Here is a 19817-nt window from a genome sequence, read left to right as displayed (position 1 = left end):
GTGAGTTGGACGCGCAACACGTCGGCACGGTTCCCGCACACCGAGGTCGGATCAGGCAGGTCGAGTCAGATCAATGTCCGATCGCCTCGAGGAGGGGGTCGAGTCGATCGCGCACCTCGGCCGCAGCTGCAAGTTTCGCGAGGTCGCCGTCGCGACGACCGACCGCCGCCTGCCGCACCCGCCTGATCTCGCGGTCCATTTCGGCGATCCGGGAGGCCGCCCCTTGCGACCGTCTCTCGTAGTGGCGGGTGAGCCTGCCGCCGATGACCGACTCCGCACTGGAGACCTGCCGCACGATCTCCCGCTCGATCTGTGACCGCACATCACCCACCGCGTCGTGCGCCCATGTCGCCATCGCCGCCCGTCTGGACGACAGCCGGCGTATCCGGACCATCCCCACCGCGATCACCACGCCGAGGACAAGCGTCAGCGGCATCGAGATCCACTGCAACGTGTCGACCGACGCCATCGGCGTCACCACCAGACGGCCCAGACCCAGACCCGCCGAGGCCCCGAACACCACGAGCAACGCCTCCTCGGCTCCCCGGCGCGGCACAGGCAGGGCGGGAACATTGACCGTCCCGTAGGGACGGGCCGGCGCCGCGGGGGCCGCGTCCTCGAGCCCGAGCATCGTGCGCGCCTGCAGGCCGTCGAGCTCGTCGTCGAGCTGGTGGAGGATGCCGGCGCGGAACTCTGTCAGCTCGGCTTCGAGCCACTGCACGAACGACGTCTCCCCGGAACGGTTGAGTCGCACGGCAGCTGCCGTCGCCCCCGCGTCGATGGCTCGCGTCGTCGAATCGAGTGCGCCCGTCACGTCGCCGCGGATCTGGCCGGCACCGGCGCGCAGTGCAGCCAACCGGTCCATCCGGCCGCGGTCGCGGGTTCCGGCGAGCACTGCCCGCTCGTCCAGCAATGCGGCGGCCGGGTCCGAGCCATGGTCGACAGTGGCCAAGTCCTCGACAAACGCTTCGAGAGTGCGATCAGCGGTCACGGTCGCCAACCGTTCGCCGCGATCGGTGGGCTGGAGTTGCTCGTGCAGCCAGCCCGTCAGGGCCTCGAACCCTGAGCCGGTGTGATGACCGGCCAGAGCCGCCGCGGCTGACACGGCAAAGATCGGCAGCCGTCCGTGCGGGTCGAGTAGCTGCCGATTGGCCTTGAGCAACGTGGGCCAATCCCAGAACGCATCGATCTTGTTGCAGACCAGCGCGACGATCGATGCGGTGGCGGTCAGGGCTCGCAGCAGTTCGACCTCGGGTTCCCCCACCCCCGATGAGGGATCCACGATCAACAAGGCGATGGCCGCGCCGCCGCCTTTTCCGAGGACATCACCGTCCAGCCCATTCAGTTGACCTGGCCCGGACCACTCGGAGGCATTGATGCCTGCGGCACCCAGCGCAGCGGCGATCGAGGTGACCCCGACGCGACCGAGCCCTGCCACGATCACCACGTCGGAATCGGCCCGGTCGATCGACGAACCGGTCAGCTTCGAGACACCGGCCACCACGGCCCGCATCTCCTGCGGGTCCGCGGTCGCGGTCATGTCAGGGCTCCGGACAGCATCGATCCGGACAGGATGTGTTCGATCTCGTCTCGCAGGATTCCCTGGGCCGCGATGATCTCGAGTTCATCGACAACACGTCCGACACGTCTGTGCTCGGCGAGGGACGCGAACTCCGTCAACGGGTCGGCCAGGGCGTCGAGACCACTGCGCTGGTGGAGCCGGGCGGCGAGTTCCTCGGCGGTCAGGGGCCCTCCGCTCAGCAGGGCCAGCGCACTGGCGATGCCGTACGTATCGAGCCTGCGCAACAACGACAGCCGTTGCAGGCGCTGATTCGGCCCGCCCGCGTCGAGGAACTCGGCCTGCATCGGCGGCACCTGTTCACCTGCCGCGGCCATCGCGGCCATGAAGTCGATGTCGTCCATCCGCAGATCCGGTACCGCCAGCAACGGCATCACCGGCACCACCGCCCGGCCGAGCGATGCAGCGCATTGCGCTGCGCGATCGCGAGCGGCCGGCCACGACCCCAGCGAGTCCGCTTTCCCGAGAACCACCAGGCTTCGACGGGGATCGAGGTCGGCGATCGCGGCGACGTCGTCCGGCCGGGGCCAACCCGAGAGCACGTGGAGCCATGCATCGGCATCGTCCGCGTCGTCGCCGGGTCCGATCGGGCTGACATCGTAGGACTGCCTCAGCGCGCGGGCCATGGTGTCGCGGCCGGTACCGAAGCGGCCCACCACGGCCACCCGCAGCGGCCCCTGCAGATCGTCGACCGCGCGGCGCAACGCGACGGCCCCCGGCAGGTGGTCGCACAGAGCGTGCAGCCGGTCCATCAACTCGCCGATCCGAGAGTCGGCCACCCCATCATCGTGCCGATACATGCGATTCCTCCCCGAAGAGCCTTGCCACCTGGTCAGACGCACGATTGCGGTGCCCGGTTCCGCCTCGCCGCAACACGGCTTGATCGCGGTTTGGTAAACCCCTGCTGTCACATCGGTGAGTAATGCGGGACTATGGCCGGGTGACTAGCCCAAACCCGAAGGCCCAACGCAGTGTGTTGTCGGCGCCGGACGAGCAGTCGGCTCCGGACGACAAGGCCGAGATCGACGCGGCCCGCCGTGAACGCGCGCGTCTCTACCCTCGGGTGACCAGCTTCCGGTCGCGCCGCAGCAGTCTCACGCCCGCTCAGCAGGACAACTGGGAGCGGCTGTGGCCTTCGGTGGGTCGAGAGGTCAGCGAGAACGACCGGATCGATGCCGAGGCCTGGTTCGGGCGCAGCGCTCCCCTGATCCTCGAGATCGGCTGCGGAACGGGCACCTCGACTGCCGCTATGGCGGCCGAGGAACCCGACATCGACGTGATCGCCGTCGACGTCTACCGCCCAGGGATCGCGCAACTCCTCGGGATGATCGGCCGGGAGGACCTCACCAACATCCGGGTCATCCGAGGTGACGCCGTGATCGTGCTGGGGCACATGATCGCGCCCGCCTCGCTGACCGGCGTCCGGGTGTTCTTCCCCGATCCATGGCCCAAGGCACGGCATCACAAGCGGCGTCTGCTGCAGCCCAGCACCATCGAGCTGATCGCCGAGGTGCTGCGTGACCACGGTGCGCTGCACATCGCCACCGACCATGCCGACTACGCACACTCGATCGCGGAGGTGCTCGGCAGTCAGTCCCTGCTGGTGCCGGCCGAGACCGCCGTGCCGTTCTCCACGGCCCGGCCGGTCACGAAGTTCGAGGGACGCGCCGAACGCGAAGGCCGCCCGGTCACTGAGTTCGTTCTCACAAGGGTCCCGCGATGAGTCCTGCAACCTATTCGGACGAGCCCGTCAGCACACCCGACAACTCGGTCGCCCACACCATCTCGGGGGCCAGCCAGGAAGCCCGGGTGCTGCTGATCTGGGACGCACCGAACCTCGACATGGGTCTCGGGTCGATCCTCGGCGGCAGGCCCACCGCAGCTCACCGGCCCAGGTTCGACGCCCTGGGGCGCTGGCTGCTGGGCCGCACAGCCGACATCTCCGCGTCCACCACGCCGTCGGTCGACGGCGCCGCAGGTGCTCGCAGGAGCTTCGCCGCGGTCCCCGAGGCGACCGTCTTCACCAACATCGCCCCTGGTACGGCCGAAGTCGTGCGCCCCTGGGTCGAGGCGTTGCGTAATGTTGGTTTCGCTGTTTTCGCCAAGCCCAAAGTGGACGAAGACAGTGACGTGGATTCGGACATGCTCGACCACATCGAGATGCGCAGGCACACTGTGGGGCTGGCGGGTCTGATCGTCGCCTCGGCGGACGGGCAGGCCTTCCGCGAGCTTCTCGAGGACGTCGCCGCCGATGGGGTCCCGGTGCAGGTGCTCGGATTCCGCGAGCACGCAGCGTGGGCACTGACGTCGGAGAGTTTGGAGTTTGTAGATCTAGAAGACATTCCAGGTGTGTTCCGGGAGCCCCTGCCCCGGATCAGTCTGGACTCGTTGCCCGAAGAAGGCGCGTGGCTGGCTCCGTTCCGGCCGTTGTCGGCACTGCTGTCCGGCCGCCCCACCTGAGCGACGAGCGAGCTGTGACATCGACGCACGATCGGCGATGTCACGGACGTCCCCCGCGCGACCACTCTCAACCAGCGAGTGACGAACTAGCGAGTACGGAAAGGAACCTGCGGTGTTTGGTGCCATAGGCAACTTCGTATACCGGCTGCGCTTTGTGGTCATCGCGGTCATGGTTGCCCTGATGGCCGGGCTCGGCCTCTACGGGCTCGACCTCAACAAGCATCTGAGCCAGTCCGGATGGTTCGACCCGGGCTCTCCCTCGGTCGAGGGCTCGCAGCTGCGCGACGAGGTACTCGGCCGCGACCACAAGTCGGACGTCATCATGTTGGTGACACCGCCGGCGGGCACCAAGGTCGACGACCCGGCGTTCGCCACCAAGGTCGAGCGGATCGTCGAAGACCTGATCGCACAGCACGGTGACGTCGTGGACCGCACCGACCCCGGCATCGTGGACCCGTTCAAACCGGCCGCGAACGACTTCGACAAGGCCACCCAGGCGCAGGTGCAGGCTCGGCTCTTCGACGCCTCCCGCGAACACGGGTTCGTCAGCATCGGTGTCCGAGGTGACGACGACACCACCATCTTGAACAACTACAAGAAGATCGAGCCCTTCTTCCACGACCTCCCGGAGAAGTACGACCTACCCGGCACAACCATCGAGATGGCCGGCCTGCAGCCTGTGGCCGGTGCGATGTCGGCGGGGATGGACGAAGACATCAAGCGCGCCGAGATCATCGCGCTGCCGCTGGTCGCCGTCATGTTGTTCTTCATCTTCGGCGGTGTCATCGCTGCCTGTCTGCCCGTGGTGATCGGTGGCCTGACCATCGCCGGCTCGCTGGGCATCATGAAGCTGCTCACCCAGGTCACCGAACTGAACATCTTCGCCCAATCGGTGGTGACACTCATCGGGCTGGGTATCGCCATCGACTACGGGTTGTTCATCGTCAGCCGGTTCCGCGAGGAGTTGGCCGAGGGATACACCACCAAGGACGCGGTGCGCCGGACCGTCATGACGGCCGGTCAGACCGTGGTGTTCTCCGCAACCATCATCGTCGCCGCTCTCGCGTGCCTCTTGCTGTTCCCGCAGGGCTTCCTCAAATCGGTCGCGTACGGCGCGATCGCGTCGGTCAGTCTCGCGGCCATCTGCTCGATCACCGTGCTCGCGGCGATCCTGGCCATCCTCGGTCCACGCATCGACATGTGGGGCTTCTCGTTCCTGCGACGTACCAAGACCAAAAAAGAGGTCGAGGACAGCTTCTGGGGCCGCCTTGCCGGCTGGGTCATGCGCCACCCGCTCAAGACAGCCATCCCGGTTGTGCTCTTACTCCTCGCGTTGGTCATCCCGTTCGCCAACATCCAGTTCGGTGGCATCACCGAGAAGTACCTGCCGCCGAACAACGACAACCGCATCGCGCAGCAGAACTTCGACAAGTTCTTTCCGACCGAGCGCACCGAAGAGATCAAGCTCGTCATCGAGTACAACCCGGAGAGCAGCGACGACGCGGCCAAGCTGCAGACCATCGCCGACGAGGCCAACAAGATCCCCGGTTTCACCAAGGAGTTCACCCTCGACGGCGCGCAGGCCGAGGGCAACGTCGTCGAGTTGGCTGCCGGTCTCATCGACCAGAACACCGCAGGTGAAGCGGTCAAGGAATTGCGTGACATCGACACGCAGGGCCTCAACATGTACGTCGCGGGAACCCCTGCCCTGACGCAGGATTCGATCAACGCGCTCCTCGACGACCTACCCCTGATGGTTGCGTTGCTGATCCTGGTGACGAGCCTGCTGATGTTCCTGGCGTTCGGCTCGGTGGTGTTGCCCATCAAGGCGGCACTCGTCTCGGCACTGGGACTCGGGTCGACGCTGGGCATCTTGACCTGGATCTTCATCGACGGTCACGGGTCGTCGATCGCCAACTTCACGCCGGGCCCGCTGATGTCTGCGGTCCTGGTCCTGATCATCGCCATCATCTACGGCCTGTCCACCGACTACGAGGTGTTCCTGCTCTCCCGCATGGTCGAGGAACGGCAGAAGGGCGCCAGCACCACCGACGCCATCCGCCGCGGCACCGCGCACACCGGCCGGATCATCACCGCGGCCGCAGCCATCCTGGTGGTGGTCACCGGTGCGTTCGGGCTGTCCGAGATCGTGATGATGAAGTACATCGCGTACGGCATGATCGCCGCACTGATCCTCGACGCCACCATCATCCGCATGCTGCTGGTGCCGGCCATCATGAAGCTGCTCGGCGACGACTGCTGGTGGGCCCCGCAGTGGATGAAGGCGATCCAGGAGAAGATCGGTCTGGGTGAGACCATCCTCGACGACGAGAACGACCCGGGCCGTGCGGCGCGAGCTGTCCGCGGGGCCCGCAGCGCCGGCACCGTGGTCGCGGAGGCACCCACGTCGGCGATGCGGATGCAACCTGCCACGGACGGTCGTCGACCGGTTCCCGCTGGTGCCCCCGTAGCGCGCCCGTCCGGTCCGATCGGACGCCCCCCGGCTCCGAGGCCTTCCGGCCCCATGTCCCGTCCGGCGCCGGATAGGGCTGTGCCACAGCAGGATTCCGAACCGCAGCCACGCGCCACACCGGTTCCCGCGATGGGTGGCGTCCGCAAGCCGTCGTCGTGGACCGACAGCACGTCGGATGCCGGTCCCCGCCCGGCCGACACCAACGGACGCATCGGTCAGGTCCGCAGGCCCGACCCGACCCGGCCAGGACAGCCCCAACAGCCCGGTCGACCCAGCGAACCTCCGGTGGGCGGCGTCGTCCGGCGGGCACCGAGCAGGCCCGCTCCTGATTCGGACCCGGTTGCGCCGCGCACACCCAATCGCGAGAACGCCCGCCGTAACCGTCCGGACACCGGCGGGTGGAGTCTCGGCGCCGGCGGGATCCGCCTGGGTGACCCCGTTCCTGCGAACGGCACCCCCGGCCCGTCCGAAAACGGCTCTGAGCAGCATCGCCAACCCGGCCGACCACCGCGTCCGCAGCCGATCCGTTCCGATCGCATCGGACCGCAGCAGGACCCTCGCCCGGCCGAGCCGCGGCCCAGTGGTCCACCGGTCTCGAGTCCGCGCGGCGTGCCCGCGGGCCGGCAGGACCGCCCGGGCCGATCCGACGGCGACCCGAGCAGCCCACTGCGCCGACGGCCCGACCTGGGTCCGGCAACCCCGGCAGGTCAGCCGTTGATCGCCTCGCTCAACCCCGAGCAGGCGCAGCGTCCGCAGAATTCCGGGCCGGCACCGACACCTCCGTCGCCACGACCGACGCCACCGCCACCCGCACCGGCACCAGATGAGGACGACTCGTCGAGCGGGCGCCGACGCGTCCGCGGTGCCGGCGACGGTCAGATCAGCGTGCGAGATCTGTTGCGCCGCCGCACCGATGGCCCCGGTCCCGAGTCCGGGTCCGAGTCAGACAACTGACCTGCTCATACGAAAGGTGACCGCCACCGGTTGGGTGGCGGTCACCTTTCTTTGCGCGTTGCTGCGTACGGCTGCTGATCAGTGCCGGGCAGGCGCGGGTTCGCTGGTGGGTCGGCCGGGTTCAGCGGCCCCCTGCCCCAGCGCCCGGGCATAGCCGGCACCCACTGCGAGCAGGATCAATCCGACCACGATGAACACGGTCACCCGGAAGATCCCGTCCAGGGTCGCCAGATCGAACAGGAACAGCTTCGCCACGGCGGCCGCGGTCAAGCCGAGCCCCGCACCGACGGCCATGTTCCGGCTGAGTCCACCGAAACTCCTGTGTCCCCGGGCAATCGAGATCGAGACGATCAACAAGGTGGCCGCGACCACCATCCAGCAGATCGTCGCGGCGACGTGGCCACCGAGGAATCCACCGTCCGGTCCGCCGAGCGCGACGCCTGCGGTGACGGTCAGCGCAGTGAGCGCATACAGGGAGATGAGCGCAGACAGAATGCCGAAGGCCTGGATGTTGTCCGCAGACGGCCGGGCACTACGCGACCGGTACCAGGCCCAGAAGTTGGTCCACACAGCGGCGATCAGGAGCACGCTGCCCATGATCACCGAAATGGCCTGTCCCCCATCGATCGTCGGCGCCTCCACCACATCGGCCGGCGAGCAGATCACGAGGAAGGCCATACCGCCGATCAACCCGATCGCCACAGCGATCAACCGCGCCACGTGGTCTCGGCGTGCTCCGACGGCAACGACCATCGACATCGCCAGCAGTACGGGGGCAACCACCGGGCCCTCGAACGCGACCACGACGGCGATGACCGCTGCGGCAGCCGACGTGCTTGCGTAGATGTGCCGCGACACCGCCGGCAACGAACGGTCGAGCGCCGCCAGGGCCAGCAGCGACAACGACGCCCCGGCGATGAGACCAGCAGAAACAGGCCTGCTCAAGGCAACCGGGGACAGCAGCACGGGAATCACTGTGACGCAGCCCAGGAGAGCACCCAGATGGGGAAGGGCAGTGGTGCGCAACAACACTGCCGACGACGCCACACCGAACACTGCGTTCACAGCGATCGCCACGGCGGTGAGGGCGAGATGACTTCCGCCATCCCATGCGATCGTGCAGATCCAGAGTGTGAGAACCGATGTGCTCGCAACAACCCGAACTGCATGGAGCAGCGGCCAGTCCTTGCCGAGCTGGATGGGAAAGGCAGCGATCGACATGGCGAGCATGAAACCGATGAGCAGAAGTGATGCGCCGTCGGTGAGCACCGGGGCAAGGACGAACACCGGGATGAGCACCAGTAGTCCCAGATGTTGCGAATCCCAGCGCCGGGCCAGCAGCAGCCCACCGAATGTGACCGCAGCGGCCAGCAACAGTCCCCCGTAGTCCGGGAGCCAGTCGTAGAAACGTGTCACCGCCACCACGTCGAGGTAGGCCGCCGCGATACCCGTTGCCGACAGCGCGATGGCACCGACACGCCCACCGGGCCGGGTGGACATCCTCATCGCGATGACCACCAGAGCGACGGCGAGCGCAGCACCGGCACCCACCCGGATCTCCGGGCGCAGGATTCCCGCCTGAGCGGCGAGCACCAGCATCATCACCACACCGACCAATGTGACGGCAACACCGGCAACGGCAAGGATCTTCCCGATCAGTCCCCCGCCCGGGTCAGCGGTCATGCGTTGCCAGAGCGACGGTGTCGCCGGTGGCGGCGGACCGGCCGGATTCTGTAGAGCGCTTCGATAGTGCGCCGCCGTCGCAGCCGCGAGGTTCTGGCTTCCGGGATGCTGGGCTGCGGGACCTTGAGGCGCGGGACCCTGGGGCGCTGGGCCGTGGGCTGCCGGGCGAGTTCCTCCGGGATTCTGGAACTGCGTGGTCGGCTGCACCAGGGTTGTCGGGGGTTGCGGCATCATCCACGACGGATACTGCGGCGGAACCTGCTGCGGCGGAACCTGCTGAGCCCGGCCGGGTACGTATGAGCCGGCCGGCATGCCCGGCCGTGGGTACTGGGGTGGTTGAGGCCCCTGGGCGCCAAGGGGTGGTTGCGTGTGGGGCGGGGGCTGGTGTTGCGACTGCACAGCTGCCTCAGGTGCAGCAGCCTCCGGTGCCGCGGCCCCCGGTGCAGCGGCCTCTGCAGCTGGACGGTGAGTGGGCTCGGCCTGCGACGAACGCGCCAGAACGGTGCCCAGCTCAAGTAATTCGCCTGATACCCGGGCGAATTGACTCGACAACGAGTTGAAGTCAGCGGAGAGCCGGCTGATGACGGCCTGATTCGGTTCGGTCATGTACCGATGGTCGCGAACGCCCCGCCGCGGCGGATGAGTAACTCTACTCATTACTCATAGGGACTTACCGCGACCCGGCGACCCACCCCGGCCCAAATGTGACGGCCCGAGAAGGCAACGCCCCGGCAAGGTGTCGCGGTACCTTGCCGATGAGTTCTGTCGCCCACACGAGTCTGACTTCACGTCAGCCCCTCAACCAGAAGGACCACTCATGCCGCGCACCAACCTCTCCATGTCCATGTCGGCGGACGGCTATGTCGCCGGCCCGGATCAGAGCGAAGACAATCCGTTGGGTGTCGGCGGTCAGCTGGTGCACGGTTGGCACATCGGGGACGCCAGCGACCATCCCGTTAACAAGCAGATAGTTTCCGAGATGATGGACGGGATGGGCGCCACCATCATGGGGCGCAACATGTTCGGGCCGGTTCGGGGCGACTGGGGCGATTCGGACTGGACCGGATGGTGGGGCGATGAGCCGCCCTACCACTGCCCGGTCTTCGTCCTCACCCACCACGCCCATGAGCCGATTGCCCTCGAGGGCACAACGTTCCACTTCGTCACCGACGGCATCGAGTCCGCGTACGCCCAGGCCGTGGCGGTCGCCGATGGACGCCCCATCAGCATCGCGGGCGGTGCTTCGTGCGCCCGGCAGGCGATTCAGGCGGGCCTCGTCGATGAGATCGACCTACAGGTGAGCCCCGTCATCCTGGGCTCGGGGGAGCGGCTGTTCGACGGTTTCGACGCCGGGACCCCGCAGCTCGAACTCGAACGGGTTCTGGAGGCACCCGGGGTGGCCCACCTGCGTTACCGCGTCAAACGGTGACACTCGGGCACACACCGAGGTCAGCCGGGTTCTGTGTCCAGACCGTTCTCGATGGCGTAACGCGTCAGCTCCACCCGGTTGCCCAACTGCAGTTTGCGTAGCGTCGCCTGCACATGGTTCTCCACCGTGCGGTGGCTGAGCGACAGTTTCGACGCAATCTGCTTGGCGCTGAGGCCCTTCGCGACGTATCGGAGCACCTCTGTCTCACGGTCGGTGAGAGCGGGTGCGTCAACGCCGCGGTCTGGGTCTCGCGCAATTCGCCGGTACTCGCCCAGGACCAGGCCGGCCAGCCCGGGGGTGAAGACTGCCTGGCCGGCGGCTGTCGCACGCACCGCCGACAACAGTTCTTCTTTCGACGCGCTCTTGACCAGATACCCACTGGCTCCGGCCTTGACCGCTTCGAGGACGTCGTCGCGTTCATCGGACGCCGACAGCACCAGAACCCGCGTGGCGGGTGACGCCTCGAGGAGACGCACTGTCGCCTGAGCGCCGTTGCCGTCGGGCAACTGCATGTCCATCAGCACCACATCCGGGCGTACGGCCTCCCCGCGCCGGGCAGCCGAATCCACGCTGTCCGCGGTGGCGACCACCTCGAATCCGGCGTCGGAGAGGTCACGCGCCACCCCGTCTCGCCACATCGGATGGTCGTCCACCACCATCACCCGCAACACATCAGGCATGAGCAGAACCCCTCCGTTGATCGTCTGCGGACCGGCTCGCGTTCCCGCCAGCCATCCGTTTGGACACCTCGAGTTCCCATTCGGTTCCCTCCCCCGGTGCCGTGTCGAGCCGGGCCGTGCCCCCGAGCGCCTCGATCCGCGCCACGATCGACTCCGACACCCCCATCCGCCCCTCCGCCACGGCCTGCGACAGCCGGCCCTCGGCGATGCCTCGCCCGTCGTCGCGGATACTCACCACCACCTGTTCGCCGAGGTCTTCGATGAGCACGTAGGCGCGCACACCGGGGCCCGCATGCAGGCGAACATTGTCGAGGGCGTTGACCACGGCGGCCTCCAACTCCACGGCAAGCCGGTGATCCACCGGTACCGGCTCACCCGGCTCGCTGATGGTGACCAGGTCGCTCGCGTGGGGCCGGAGCAGCATACGTAGATCGATTTCTGCGGGCTCGCCGGGAACCAAGGCCGGTTCGATGTCGGCGATCAGGCGGCGCAGCGATCGCTCCTGCTGTCCGGCGAGCTCCGCCAACTGAGCTGTCTCGCCGCCGATCTCAGCCCCACGCCGACTGATCAGCGCGAGCACCTGGAGTACGCCGTCGTGTACCTGGCGGCTCAACCTGGCGCGTTCGTCGGCGGCAGCTGCCACGCGCATGGCCTGTTCGATCCGGACATGATTACGGCGGGCGGTCACCGACGCCAGTCCCACCCCCACTCCCACGGCCAGCAGTACGACCACGGTCGCGTCTCGCCCCACGTTGAGGTCGTAGCCGCCCTTGGCCACCGCGCTGGCGATTCGCACCGCCAGTCCGAACGCTGCGCCGATCAGGGGTCCGCCGAGGATGGCCGCGGACACCACCGCGTTGGTCGCCCACAGCGTGGTCGGAAACGACTGGTTCAACGCCGCCCAGTCGGCAGAGGCGACGAACCTGGTGGCGACGATCAGCGCACACACCACCACCAGCTCGATCCCCACCCAGAGCCATCGGCGGCCGGTGCCCTTGAGATAGAGGATGGTGCTCACGCCGGTCCAGAAGGTCAGCATCGCGAAGAGGAACCAGCTCCAGGCAACGCGCTCGTAGTCCCCGAACACAGCGAGCTGAAACCCCAAGGCGTAGATGTAGCTCAGGAGGCGAAAGACCTGCGCCGCCCGCCACAACGGCGCCACCGGGTCGGCGTCGTCGGTGGTGGCGTCACGCCGGGTGAGGAATCCGAGCCGCCCGGGACGGTACGTCATCACCGAACTCAGCTCGAATCGGCGGTACTGCCCGCTGTCCCACCGGTTTCGGGCTTTCCGCGGGTATCGGATGTGCCGGGTACCGGCGACTCGTCCACCACATCGCCGCGAACACCGGGAGCATCCTTCTGGTCCCACAGTGGGCCATCGGGCTCGGCCTCGTACATGCGCTCGGCATCGCCGTGTTTCCGCAAGGCAGTCTCCCGAGCCGCAGCAACACCGTGCTCCTCTGCCGTCCGCTCCTGCAACGTCCGTACCGCCGTGTTGAGGAAGGCGATGATCGGCACCGCGAGGAGCCCACCGATGATCCCTGCCGTCACCAGGCCGGCCGCGATACCGAGCACCACGGCGACGGGGTGCAGGCGAACCGACCGTCCGAGCAGGAATGGTTGCAGCACATGACTTTCCACCTGCATGACCGCGACGACGATCGCGAGTGAGATCGCAGCGGCGACCCACCCCTGGGTGACCAGCGCGACCAGCACCGCCAGGCTGCCGGTCACCAGCGCGCCGACGATGGGAATGAACGCACCGATGAAGACCAACGACGCCAGCGGTAATGCCAAGGGCACCTGCAGGATAGCCAGACCGACGCCGATCCCGATCGCGTCGACCGCCGCCACGACCACGGTCGCCCGCACATAACCGACCAGCGAGCCAAACCCGCGTTGCCCTGCCTCCCAGACCTTTTCCCGTGAGGCCTGCGGGATGGCGAGGGTGAGGAACCGCCAGATCTGACCGCCGCCGTAGAGGAAGAAGATGATCAGGAACAGCATCAGCAGTGCGCCGGTGACGATCTCGCTCACCGTGGTGGCGGTGGCCAGCGCGCCGGAGGTGACCTTGTCCTCGTTGTCCTGCAGTACCTTGATCGCGTCGTCGCCGAGGTGGTCGATCTGGTCCTGGCTCAGGTTCAGTGGCCCGTCGACGAGCCAACCCCGGCTGTCGTCAATCGTTTTGGTGACCTCATCGGTCAATTGGGGTACACCGTCGATGAACTGCTGCACAACAAAGGTCAGAATCCCGGCGATGGCACCGATCCCGACGATGAGAGTTCCCACCACAGCCAGGGACCGCGGTATCCCCCGCCGGTTGAGCCAGTCCACCACCGGCACGAGCAATGCAGTACCCAGGATCGCGAGCCCAATCGGGACGACCACCTCTTCGAAAGACTGGATCACCCGCATCAATGCGTAGACGGCGGCGCCGATGACCAGCAGGCGCCATGCCCATTCCGCGGCAGCCCGCACGACCGGATGTACCTGAAGTCGATCGACTACACCGCTGTCCTGGGACTTTCCATCGCTCACCCGGGCAACACTAGACCCGAAACACCGTCTACGCGGGCAACTGATGTCGTCGGCAGTACACCGTCTGGCCGACCATTTCCGAGCCGTGGCACACCCGCCCGATAAGGTGCTGGACATGACGGCGACGCGCGGGGCCCGCCGCCGGTTCTGGTGGGTGCGTTGGGTGGTTCTCGCCCTCGTCCTGGTGGTACTGGCCGTTGAGGCTTACCTGGTGTGGCCGAAACTGAAGGAAACCTGGGTCCACATCGATGACATCGAGTGGGAATGGGTGGTGCTCTGCATCCTCGCCTCCATGTTGTCGATGGACAGCTTCGCGCAGGTCCAACGCGCACTCCTGCGGTCCGCAGGCCTCAAGATCAAGCAGTGGCAATCGCTTTCAGTGATCCTTGCCGCCAACTCGCTGAGTCAGACCATGCCCGGTGGTCAGGTGATGGCCCCGGCCTTCACCTACCGCCAGACCCGCAAGTGGGGAGCAACGCCTGTCGTTGCCTCCTGGCAGGTGGTGATGTCGGGACTGCTCATGGGCGTCGGCCTGGCGGTTCTCGGGCTTGGCGGCGCCCTGCTCGCCGGCGCCAAGACGAGCCCGTTCTCCATCATCTTCTCGATCAGCGGTTTCATCGCGTTTGCTCTCGTGGCCCAGTACATCGCCCGGCATCCGGAGTCGATCGAGGGAATCGGCGTCTCGATCCTGCGGTGGATCAATCATCTGCGCGACAAAGCCGCCGACCACGGGGTGGGCCGCTGGCGAGAGATCCTCGTGCAGCTGCGCGCGGTGCAACTCAAACCCAAGGACACCTCCATCGCCTTCGGCTGGTCGCTGTTCAACTGGGTGGCCGACGTCGCATGTCTGGCATTCGCCTGTTACGCCGTCGGCGGCCAGCCGAGCATCGCCGGCCTGATGGTCGCCTACGCGGCGGGCAAGGCGGTCGGTACCGCCATCCCCCTTCTGCCGGGTGGGCTCGGGGTGGTGGACGGCGTGCTGGTTCCGGCGCTGACCTCCGCCGGCATGGGCGCCGCGGAGTCGGTGACCGCTGTGCTGGTCTACCGGATGATCAGCTACCTGCTGGTCGCCCTGATCGGCTGGGTGGTGATCTTCGTTATGTTCCGGGGGACATATCGCGATGAAGAGAACGTCGAGTTGATGGAGAAAGAGGTCGACGCCCAGCTCCAAGACAGCACGTCAACGGACCGCAACCTGGGCACTTCGGACCCCGACCCGCCTGTCATCCATCCGCCCGACGACGAGCCCAATTCCCCCGATTCGGTTCGCTGAGCCACTCGGCAAAACGCTACGGTGGCCTCTATGCGCCGATTGTTCACCGCCTCAGCAGACTTCTTCGCGGTGCTGGTCTTCGCTTTCATCGGTCGGATGAACCATGCCGAAGGCCTGTCGCTTCACGGACTGTTCAGCACCACCTGGCCTTTTGCCCTGGGTGCAGCGATCGGATGGTCGCTCGCCTACCTGTACGCGCACATGCGCGCCGATCACGGCTTCGACTACCCGTTCCACCCCGAGCGGGTGTTCCCGGACGGAGTCCTGGTGTGGGTCGGCGCCGTGGCCATCGGGATGATCCTGCGCCAGCAGTTCCATCAGGGTGTGGCCCTCAGCTTCATCATCGTGGCAACCATCGTGCTCGGCCTCTTCCTGCTCGGCTGGCGCGCGGCACGCATGGTGCTCACTCGGCGTCGCCAGACGGTCACCACCTGACGGCCTCGTCGGGCGCGATCGACGCCGACAACGTCGCGACCGCGTGCAGCTTGTCGGGGTTCCTGACGAACAGCAACGTGTTGATCCCGTCGGCCGCGATGTCGAACGACAACACGGTGTCGGGCCGGCCATCCCGAATGGTGAGCACAGCCGGTGACCCGTTGACCTCCACCAGCGTCGAATAGGCGCCGGCGGCGAACTTCTCGAGTGTCCCGAGGATGAACCTCGCCACCTTGGCGCGGCCGATGATCGGTACCCGCGCGGCGCTGACCACACCGCCACCGTCGCTGACCGCCGTCACCTGCGCGGTGAGCACCGACTCGAGTGCGGCCAGATCCCCCGACTGCGCGGCGGTCAGGAACGCGCCGAGGATCTGTGCCTGCTGGTCCGGGTCCGCCGGTACCGCCCTCTCGACAGCGATGTGGTCGCGGGCCCGGCGCACGAGTTGTCGGGCATTGGCCTCGCTGGTGTCCAGCAGCTCGGCGATGTCGCGGTACGGGTAGTCGAAGGCTTCGCGCAGGACGTACGCCGCGCGCTCCTTGGGAGCCAGACGCTCGAGTAAGCGCACGACGGCCATCTCGAGTGCCTCTGCTCGTTCGGCGCCTAGTGCGGGATCTTCGGCGGTCGATACGGGTTCGGGCAACCACGGTCCGACGTAGGTTTCCCGGGTCGCCCTCGCGGACGTCAGTGCGTTGATGGCCAATCGAGTTGCTGTGGTCGCCAGGAATGCCCCCGGGTCGCGAACAGCCGATCGGTCGGTTCGAGACCACCGCAGCCATGTGTCTTGCACCACATCGTCGGCGTCCGATGCCGTACCCATCATCCGGTAGGCGATCCCGAACAAACGAGGTCTGACCTGCTCGAACTCGGCCAGTCCCGCTTCCTGCACCATATGACGTCACCCTTTCGTGCCGGGCCGTTCCTCTGCCGGTGAACGCTCGAGGCCCTTCTGCCCGCATGAGCTTGTCACATTCGCCGGTGGCTGCCGGTCTTTGACTGCGAGAGGATCACCACGACGAAGGGCTTGAGCATGACGACTTATCTGGTCACCGGAGCAACCGGCCGGATCGGTGTCCCCACCACCAGCCGACTGCGGCAAGCGGGGCACGACGTGAAAGCGCTCAGTCGGCGTGCGGGCGACGGCATAGTCGCCGGCGATCTCAAAACCGGCGTCGGCATCGCCGAGGCGATGGACGGGGTCGACACCGTGATCCACCTGGCCACCACCAACGGGGCCGGCGACATCGAGGTCGCGCGGAATCTTGTGAGTGCGGCGACAGAGGCGCGCGTCGACCACATCGTCCTGCTGTCGATCGTCGGGATCGACAAGATCCCCTTCGGCTTCTACCGTCAGCGACTCGAGATCGAGGCGATCGCCACCGCCGGTCCGGTCCCACTGACAATTCAGCGAGCCACCCAGTTCCATCCGTTTGTCGAGCAGATGTTCCTCACCCAGCGGTTCTCGCCGGTTCTGCTGTATCCGTCGATCAGCTTTCAGCCCATCGCTACCGACGAGGTCGCGGCCCGACTGGTAGACCTGGCGGCCGGCGATCCGATGGGACGCGTCGACGACATCGGCGGACCGGAGCAGCGGACGGCGCACGACCTGTCGGCCGAATGGAAACGCGTGACGGGTCGTCGCCGCCCCGACCTTCCGGTACGGCTTCCGGGCAAGACCTTTGCGGCTTTCAAGGACGGCGAGAACCTGGTTCCCGGAACACCTTTCGGGCACGAGACGTTCTCCCGGTACCTGACGGACAAGTACAGCTGACCCCGGGCGGCCGTCAGTTGTCGGCGAACGGCCTTCAGTTGTCGGTGAACGAGCGGTAACCCACCGTGTCGCGGGCCACCGCCTGGTACCGCTCGATGACCTGCTCCTCGCTCGCCGGCCCCGTGGGCCGGAACCACATCGCCACCGCAGTGCAGGCGGTGACGACAAATCGGGACGCCTCGGTCGGGTTGGTGGTGAGGAATACCCCGCGATCCACACCGTCGGCCACCACCCGGTCGAAGATTCGTTGCTGCGCATCACGATTGGCGATGACGCGCTCGAGGGACACGGCGTCGAGGCTGCGTAGCTCGGAGTTCCCGATGTAACTCTCGAGTGGATTCTCGGCATGCACTCCCACATGGTTGCGGACGATCGCATCAAGCCGGTCCGCCGGATTCGCGGGGGCGTCGAGCAGCGCCTTCTCGGTGCTCTCCACCAGCGCGTCACCACCGCGCACCAGAATGGTGACCAGCAGATCGTGTTTCGACCCGAAATGGTTGTAGATGCTCCCGGCGCTGAGCCCGGCAAATCCCGCGATGTCCCGGACCGACGTCCCGTGGTAGCCGCGTGCAGCGATCATCTGCACCGCAGCACTGAGGATGGCTTGCGCTGTGGGGTCATCACCTTCCCGAACCGCAGCCGTGGTGAAGTGCGGGTCGGTGACGAAGCGCGGGTCTGTTCCCCTCGGACGCTCGGTCATCAGGCTCCCTTCACCAGGCGATCTCCAGTCCACCGATCCGGGCGCGCACCGATGATCACACGGCCGCCGGTGAACGATCAGTCAGCGCCCAGTTGACGGCGGCAACAACCCGGCGATGGCCAGTCTACCAACCATCGCATGCGAAAAGGCCGTCGAAGCAGGGCCTCAGCGCCAGTCCCGCAAACCGCTGCGCGCTCATCGGGACATCGGTTACGGTGCCGCTGAACGCTTGTTCACCAGCTCGACGCCGAGGAGCAGCATGAGCACATTCGAGACCACTACGGTGGCGGTGGCGCCCGGACGGCGTATGTCCCACGGGGATCAGCTCGCTCGCAACGCGAGGAAGGTTCCCGACCGCGTCGCCTTCGAGTACAACAACCGCGCTCTGAGCTACCGCGAACTCGACGCCCGCACCAACCGGCTGGCCCGCGGAATGCAGACCCTGGGCGTCGAACGTGGCGACCGGGTCGCCGTGCTGATGCTCAACCGCCTCGAGCTGATCGAGACCTATTTCGCCGCACTGAAGCTCGGTGCGATTGTCGTGCCGGTCAATTTCAGGCTGTCGGTGGCCGAGATCGTCTACGTACTCGAGGATTCGGACGCCACGGTGTTGTTCGCGGACCATCTGCTGGCGCCCAGGGCCACACAGGCGACGGGGTCGCGCACCCTTGTTGTCAGCGGCGGCGACCACGAGACTATCGAGCAGGCAATCGACTACGACACGCTCCTCGAGACCGACGACGGCCCGCTCGACATCGACGTCGACGAGAACGAGCCCGCGTTCATCATGTACACCTCGGGAACAACCGGGAAGCCCAAGGGCGCGGTCCTCACCCATATGAACCTGCTGATGAACACCATCAACGTCTGCCTCGAGCAAGGGGTCAGCGGTGACGGAGAAGTCGGGTTGTCTGGCCTGCCGCTGTTTCACATCGGCGGGTTGTCAGGGATGCTCGCCTACGTCTTCGTCGGTGGCACATCGATTCTCATCGACGTCCTCAACTTCGACCCCGTCAAAGCGCTCGAGACCATGTCGGAACGGGGTGTGGTCGCCGGGTACTTCGTCCCCACCCAGTGGAAGGCCATCTGCGAGGCCGCATCGGCCAGGAAGCTCGACTACTCACTCGAACGCATCGCCTGGGGCGCCTCGGCCGCTCCGCCGTCGGTGCTTCAGGCGATGTCGGACGCGTTCGGCGACGTGCCGGTCTTCAACGTTTTCGGTCAGACCGAGATGAGTTCTGCCACTTGCATTCTGCGCGGTGAGGACGCGCTCCGGAAGAACGGTTCGGTGGGCAAGCCTCTGATGAATGTCGAAGTCCGTCTGGTGGACCCCGACATGAACGACGTGCCGGTCGGTGAGGTCGGTGAGATCGTGTACCGCGGACCCACCGTCATGAAGGAATACTGGCGCAACCCGGATGCCACCGCAGACGCCATGCGGGGCGGCTGGTTTCATTCCGGCGACCTGTGCGTGATGGACGATGAGGGCTACATCAAGGTGGTCGACCGGACCAAGGACATGGTCAACTCCGGCGGGGAGAACATCTACTGCGCCGAGGTCGAGGACGCCATCGACTCCCACAGCAAGGTCTCCGAGGTCGCCGTGGTGGCCAAACCCCACCCCCGGTGGGTCGAAACCCCTGTGGCAGTGATCGTTCCCTCCGACCCCGCAGACCCGCCCACCCTGGAAGAGATCTCCGAGCACTGCAAGTCACTGATCGCGTCGTACAAAAAGCCGACGGAGATCCTGGTGGTCGATGCCCTTCCCCGGAACGCCGTGGGCAAGGTGCAGAAGTTCAAGTTGCGCGACCAACTGGCGCAGCAATAGTCACCTCACGACAG

The 19817-nt window shown here is 66.6% G+C and carries 16 protein-coding genes; 8 read left to right on the top strand and 8 right to left on the bottom strand.

The window, feature by feature from the left end:
* Window positions 1-70: 70 nt before the first annotated feature.
* Together KXR83_RS19845 and KXR83_RS19840 are read right to left on the bottom strand one after the other, a co-directional pair.
* On the bottom strand, window positions 71-1540 hold the full coding sequence (locus KXR83_RS19845; protein WP_437426283.1) for a hypothetical protein: 1470 nt from the start codon (window positions 1538-1540) through the stop codon (window positions 71-73).
* Window positions 1537-2379 carry a hypothetical protein gene (locus KXR83_RS19840; RefSeq protein ID WP_437426282.1) on the bottom strand — a complete coding sequence of 281 codons (843 nt, stop codon included), beginning with the start codon at window positions 2377-2379 and terminating at the stop codon, window positions 1537-1539. Before KXR83_RS19840 ends, KXR83_RS19845 begins: the two co-directional genes overlap by 4 nt.
* 122 nt (window positions 2380-2501) lie before the next feature.
* Between KXR83_RS19840 and trmB the strand changes: the two genes are divergently transcribed.
* The 3 genes from trmB (at window position 2502) to KXR83_RS19825 (ending at window position 7466) form a co-directional block, all read left to right on the top strand.
* A complete protein-coding gene (gene trmB, locus KXR83_RS19835) occupies window positions 2502-3302 on the top strand; it encodes a tRNA (guanosine(46)-N7)-methyltransferase TrmB (RefSeq protein WP_437426281.1) in 801 nt (266 codons plus the stop codon).
* Window positions 3299-4039, top strand: a complete 741-nt coding sequence (locus KXR83_RS19830; protein ID WP_437426280.1) for an NYN domain-containing protein — start codon at window positions 3299-3301, stop codon at window positions 4037-4039. The genes trmB and KXR83_RS19830 overlap by 4 nt, the downstream gene beginning before the upstream one ends.
* 112 nt (window positions 4040-4151) lie before the next feature.
* Window positions 4152-7466, top strand: a complete 3315-nt coding sequence (locus tag KXR83_RS19825; RefSeq protein ID WP_437426279.1) for an MMPL family transporter — start codon at window positions 4152-4154, stop codon at window positions 7464-7466.
* Window positions 7467-7544: 78 nt separating this feature from the next.
* Here the strand turns inward: KXR83_RS19825 and KXR83_RS19820 are convergent, their stop codons facing one another.
* Window positions 7545-9755 carry a DUF2339 domain-containing protein gene (locus KXR83_RS19820; RefSeq protein ID WP_437426278.1) on the bottom strand — a complete coding sequence of 737 codons (2211 nt, stop codon included), beginning with the start codon at window positions 9753-9755 and terminating at the stop codon, window positions 7545-7547.
* 211 nt (window positions 9756-9966) lie between these two features.
* On the opposite strand from KXR83_RS19820, the gene KXR83_RS19815 reads away from it, so the two are divergent.
* Window positions 9967-10578 (top strand): dihydrofolate reductase family protein, encoded by a 612-nt coding sequence (locus KXR83_RS19815; RefSeq protein WP_437426277.1) that lies wholly within the window; start codon window positions 9967-9969, stop codon window positions 10576-10578.
* A gap of 20 nt (window positions 10579-10598) precedes the next feature.
* Here KXR83_RS19815 and KXR83_RS19810 read toward each other — a convergent pair whose 3' ends face one another.
* The 3 genes from KXR83_RS19810 to KXR83_RS19800 are packed head-to-tail and all read right to left on the bottom strand — an operon-like array spanning window position 10599 to window position 13796.
* The gene (locus KXR83_RS19810) at window positions 10599-11258 is read right to left on the bottom strand and encodes a response regulator (protein WP_023955867.1); all 660 of its coding nucleotides are present in this window, start codon (window positions 11256-11258) and stop codon (window positions 10599-10601) included.
* Window positions 11251-12489 (bottom strand): MacS family sensor histidine kinase, encoded by a 1239-nt coding sequence (gene macS / locus KXR83_RS19805; protein WP_437426276.1) that lies wholly within the window; start codon window positions 12487-12489, stop codon window positions 11251-11253. Before macS ends, KXR83_RS19810 begins: the two co-directional genes overlap by 8 nt.
* A gap of 8 nt (window positions 12490-12497) precedes the next feature.
* Window positions 12498-13796, bottom strand: coding sequence for an AI-2E family transporter (locus tag KXR83_RS19800; RefSeq protein WP_437426275.1), 1299 nt, complete (start codon window positions 13794-13796; stop codon window positions 12498-12500).
* Between the two features lie 115 nt (window positions 13797-13911).
* Between KXR83_RS19800 and KXR83_RS19795 the strand changes: the two genes are divergently transcribed.
* Window positions 13912-15069 (top strand): lysylphosphatidylglycerol synthase transmembrane domain-containing protein, encoded by a 1158-nt coding sequence (locus tag KXR83_RS19795; protein ID WP_437426274.1) that lies wholly within the window; start codon window positions 13912-13914, stop codon window positions 15067-15069.
* 30 nt (window positions 15070-15099) lie between these two features.
* Window positions 15100-15504 (top strand): DUF3054 domain-containing protein, encoded by a 405-nt coding sequence (locus tag KXR83_RS19790; RefSeq protein ID WP_437426273.1) that lies wholly within the window; start codon window positions 15100-15102, stop codon window positions 15502-15504.
* Here KXR83_RS19790 and KXR83_RS19785 read toward each other — a convergent pair.
* The gene (locus KXR83_RS19785) at window positions 15494-16396 is read right to left on the bottom strand and encodes an RNA polymerase sigma-70 factor (protein WP_437426272.1); all 903 of its coding nucleotides are present in this window, start codon (window positions 16394-16396) and stop codon (window positions 15494-15496) included. The genes KXR83_RS19790 and KXR83_RS19785 overlap by 11 nt on opposite strands.
* A gap of 138 nt (window positions 16397-16534) precedes the next feature.
* Between KXR83_RS19785 and KXR83_RS19780 the strand changes: the two genes are divergently transcribed.
* Window positions 16535-17275, top strand: a complete 741-nt coding sequence (locus KXR83_RS19780; protein WP_437426271.1) for an SDR family oxidoreductase — start codon at window positions 16535-16537, stop codon at window positions 17273-17275.
* A 34-nt stretch (window positions 17276-17309) separates the two neighbouring features.
* On the opposite strand, the gene KXR83_RS19775 is transcribed toward KXR83_RS19780, so the two are convergent.
* A complete protein-coding gene (locus KXR83_RS19775) occupies window positions 17310-17975 on the bottom strand; it encodes a TetR/AcrR family transcriptional regulator (protein WP_437426270.1) in 666 nt (221 codons plus the stop codon).
* A 259-nt stretch (window positions 17976-18234) separates the two neighbouring features.
* On the opposite strand from KXR83_RS19775, the gene KXR83_RS19770 reads away from it, so the two are divergent.
* The gene (locus tag KXR83_RS19770; protein WP_437426269.1) at window positions 18235-19803 is read left to right on the top strand and encodes a long-chain-fatty-acid--CoA ligase; all 1569 of its coding nucleotides are present in this window, start codon (window positions 18235-18237) and stop codon (window positions 19801-19803) included.
* The last annotated feature ends 14 nt before the right edge of the window (window positions 19804-19817 follow it).

It is taken from the genome of Williamsia muralis (genome assembly GCF_051487485.1).
GTDB classification, from domain to species: domain Bacteria; phylum Actinomycetota; class Actinomycetes; order Mycobacteriales; family Mycobacteriaceae; genus Williamsia; species Williamsia muralis_B.
Note: the sequence above shows the minus strand (reverse complement) of the source record. Positions and strands in the feature narration are given on the sequence as shown.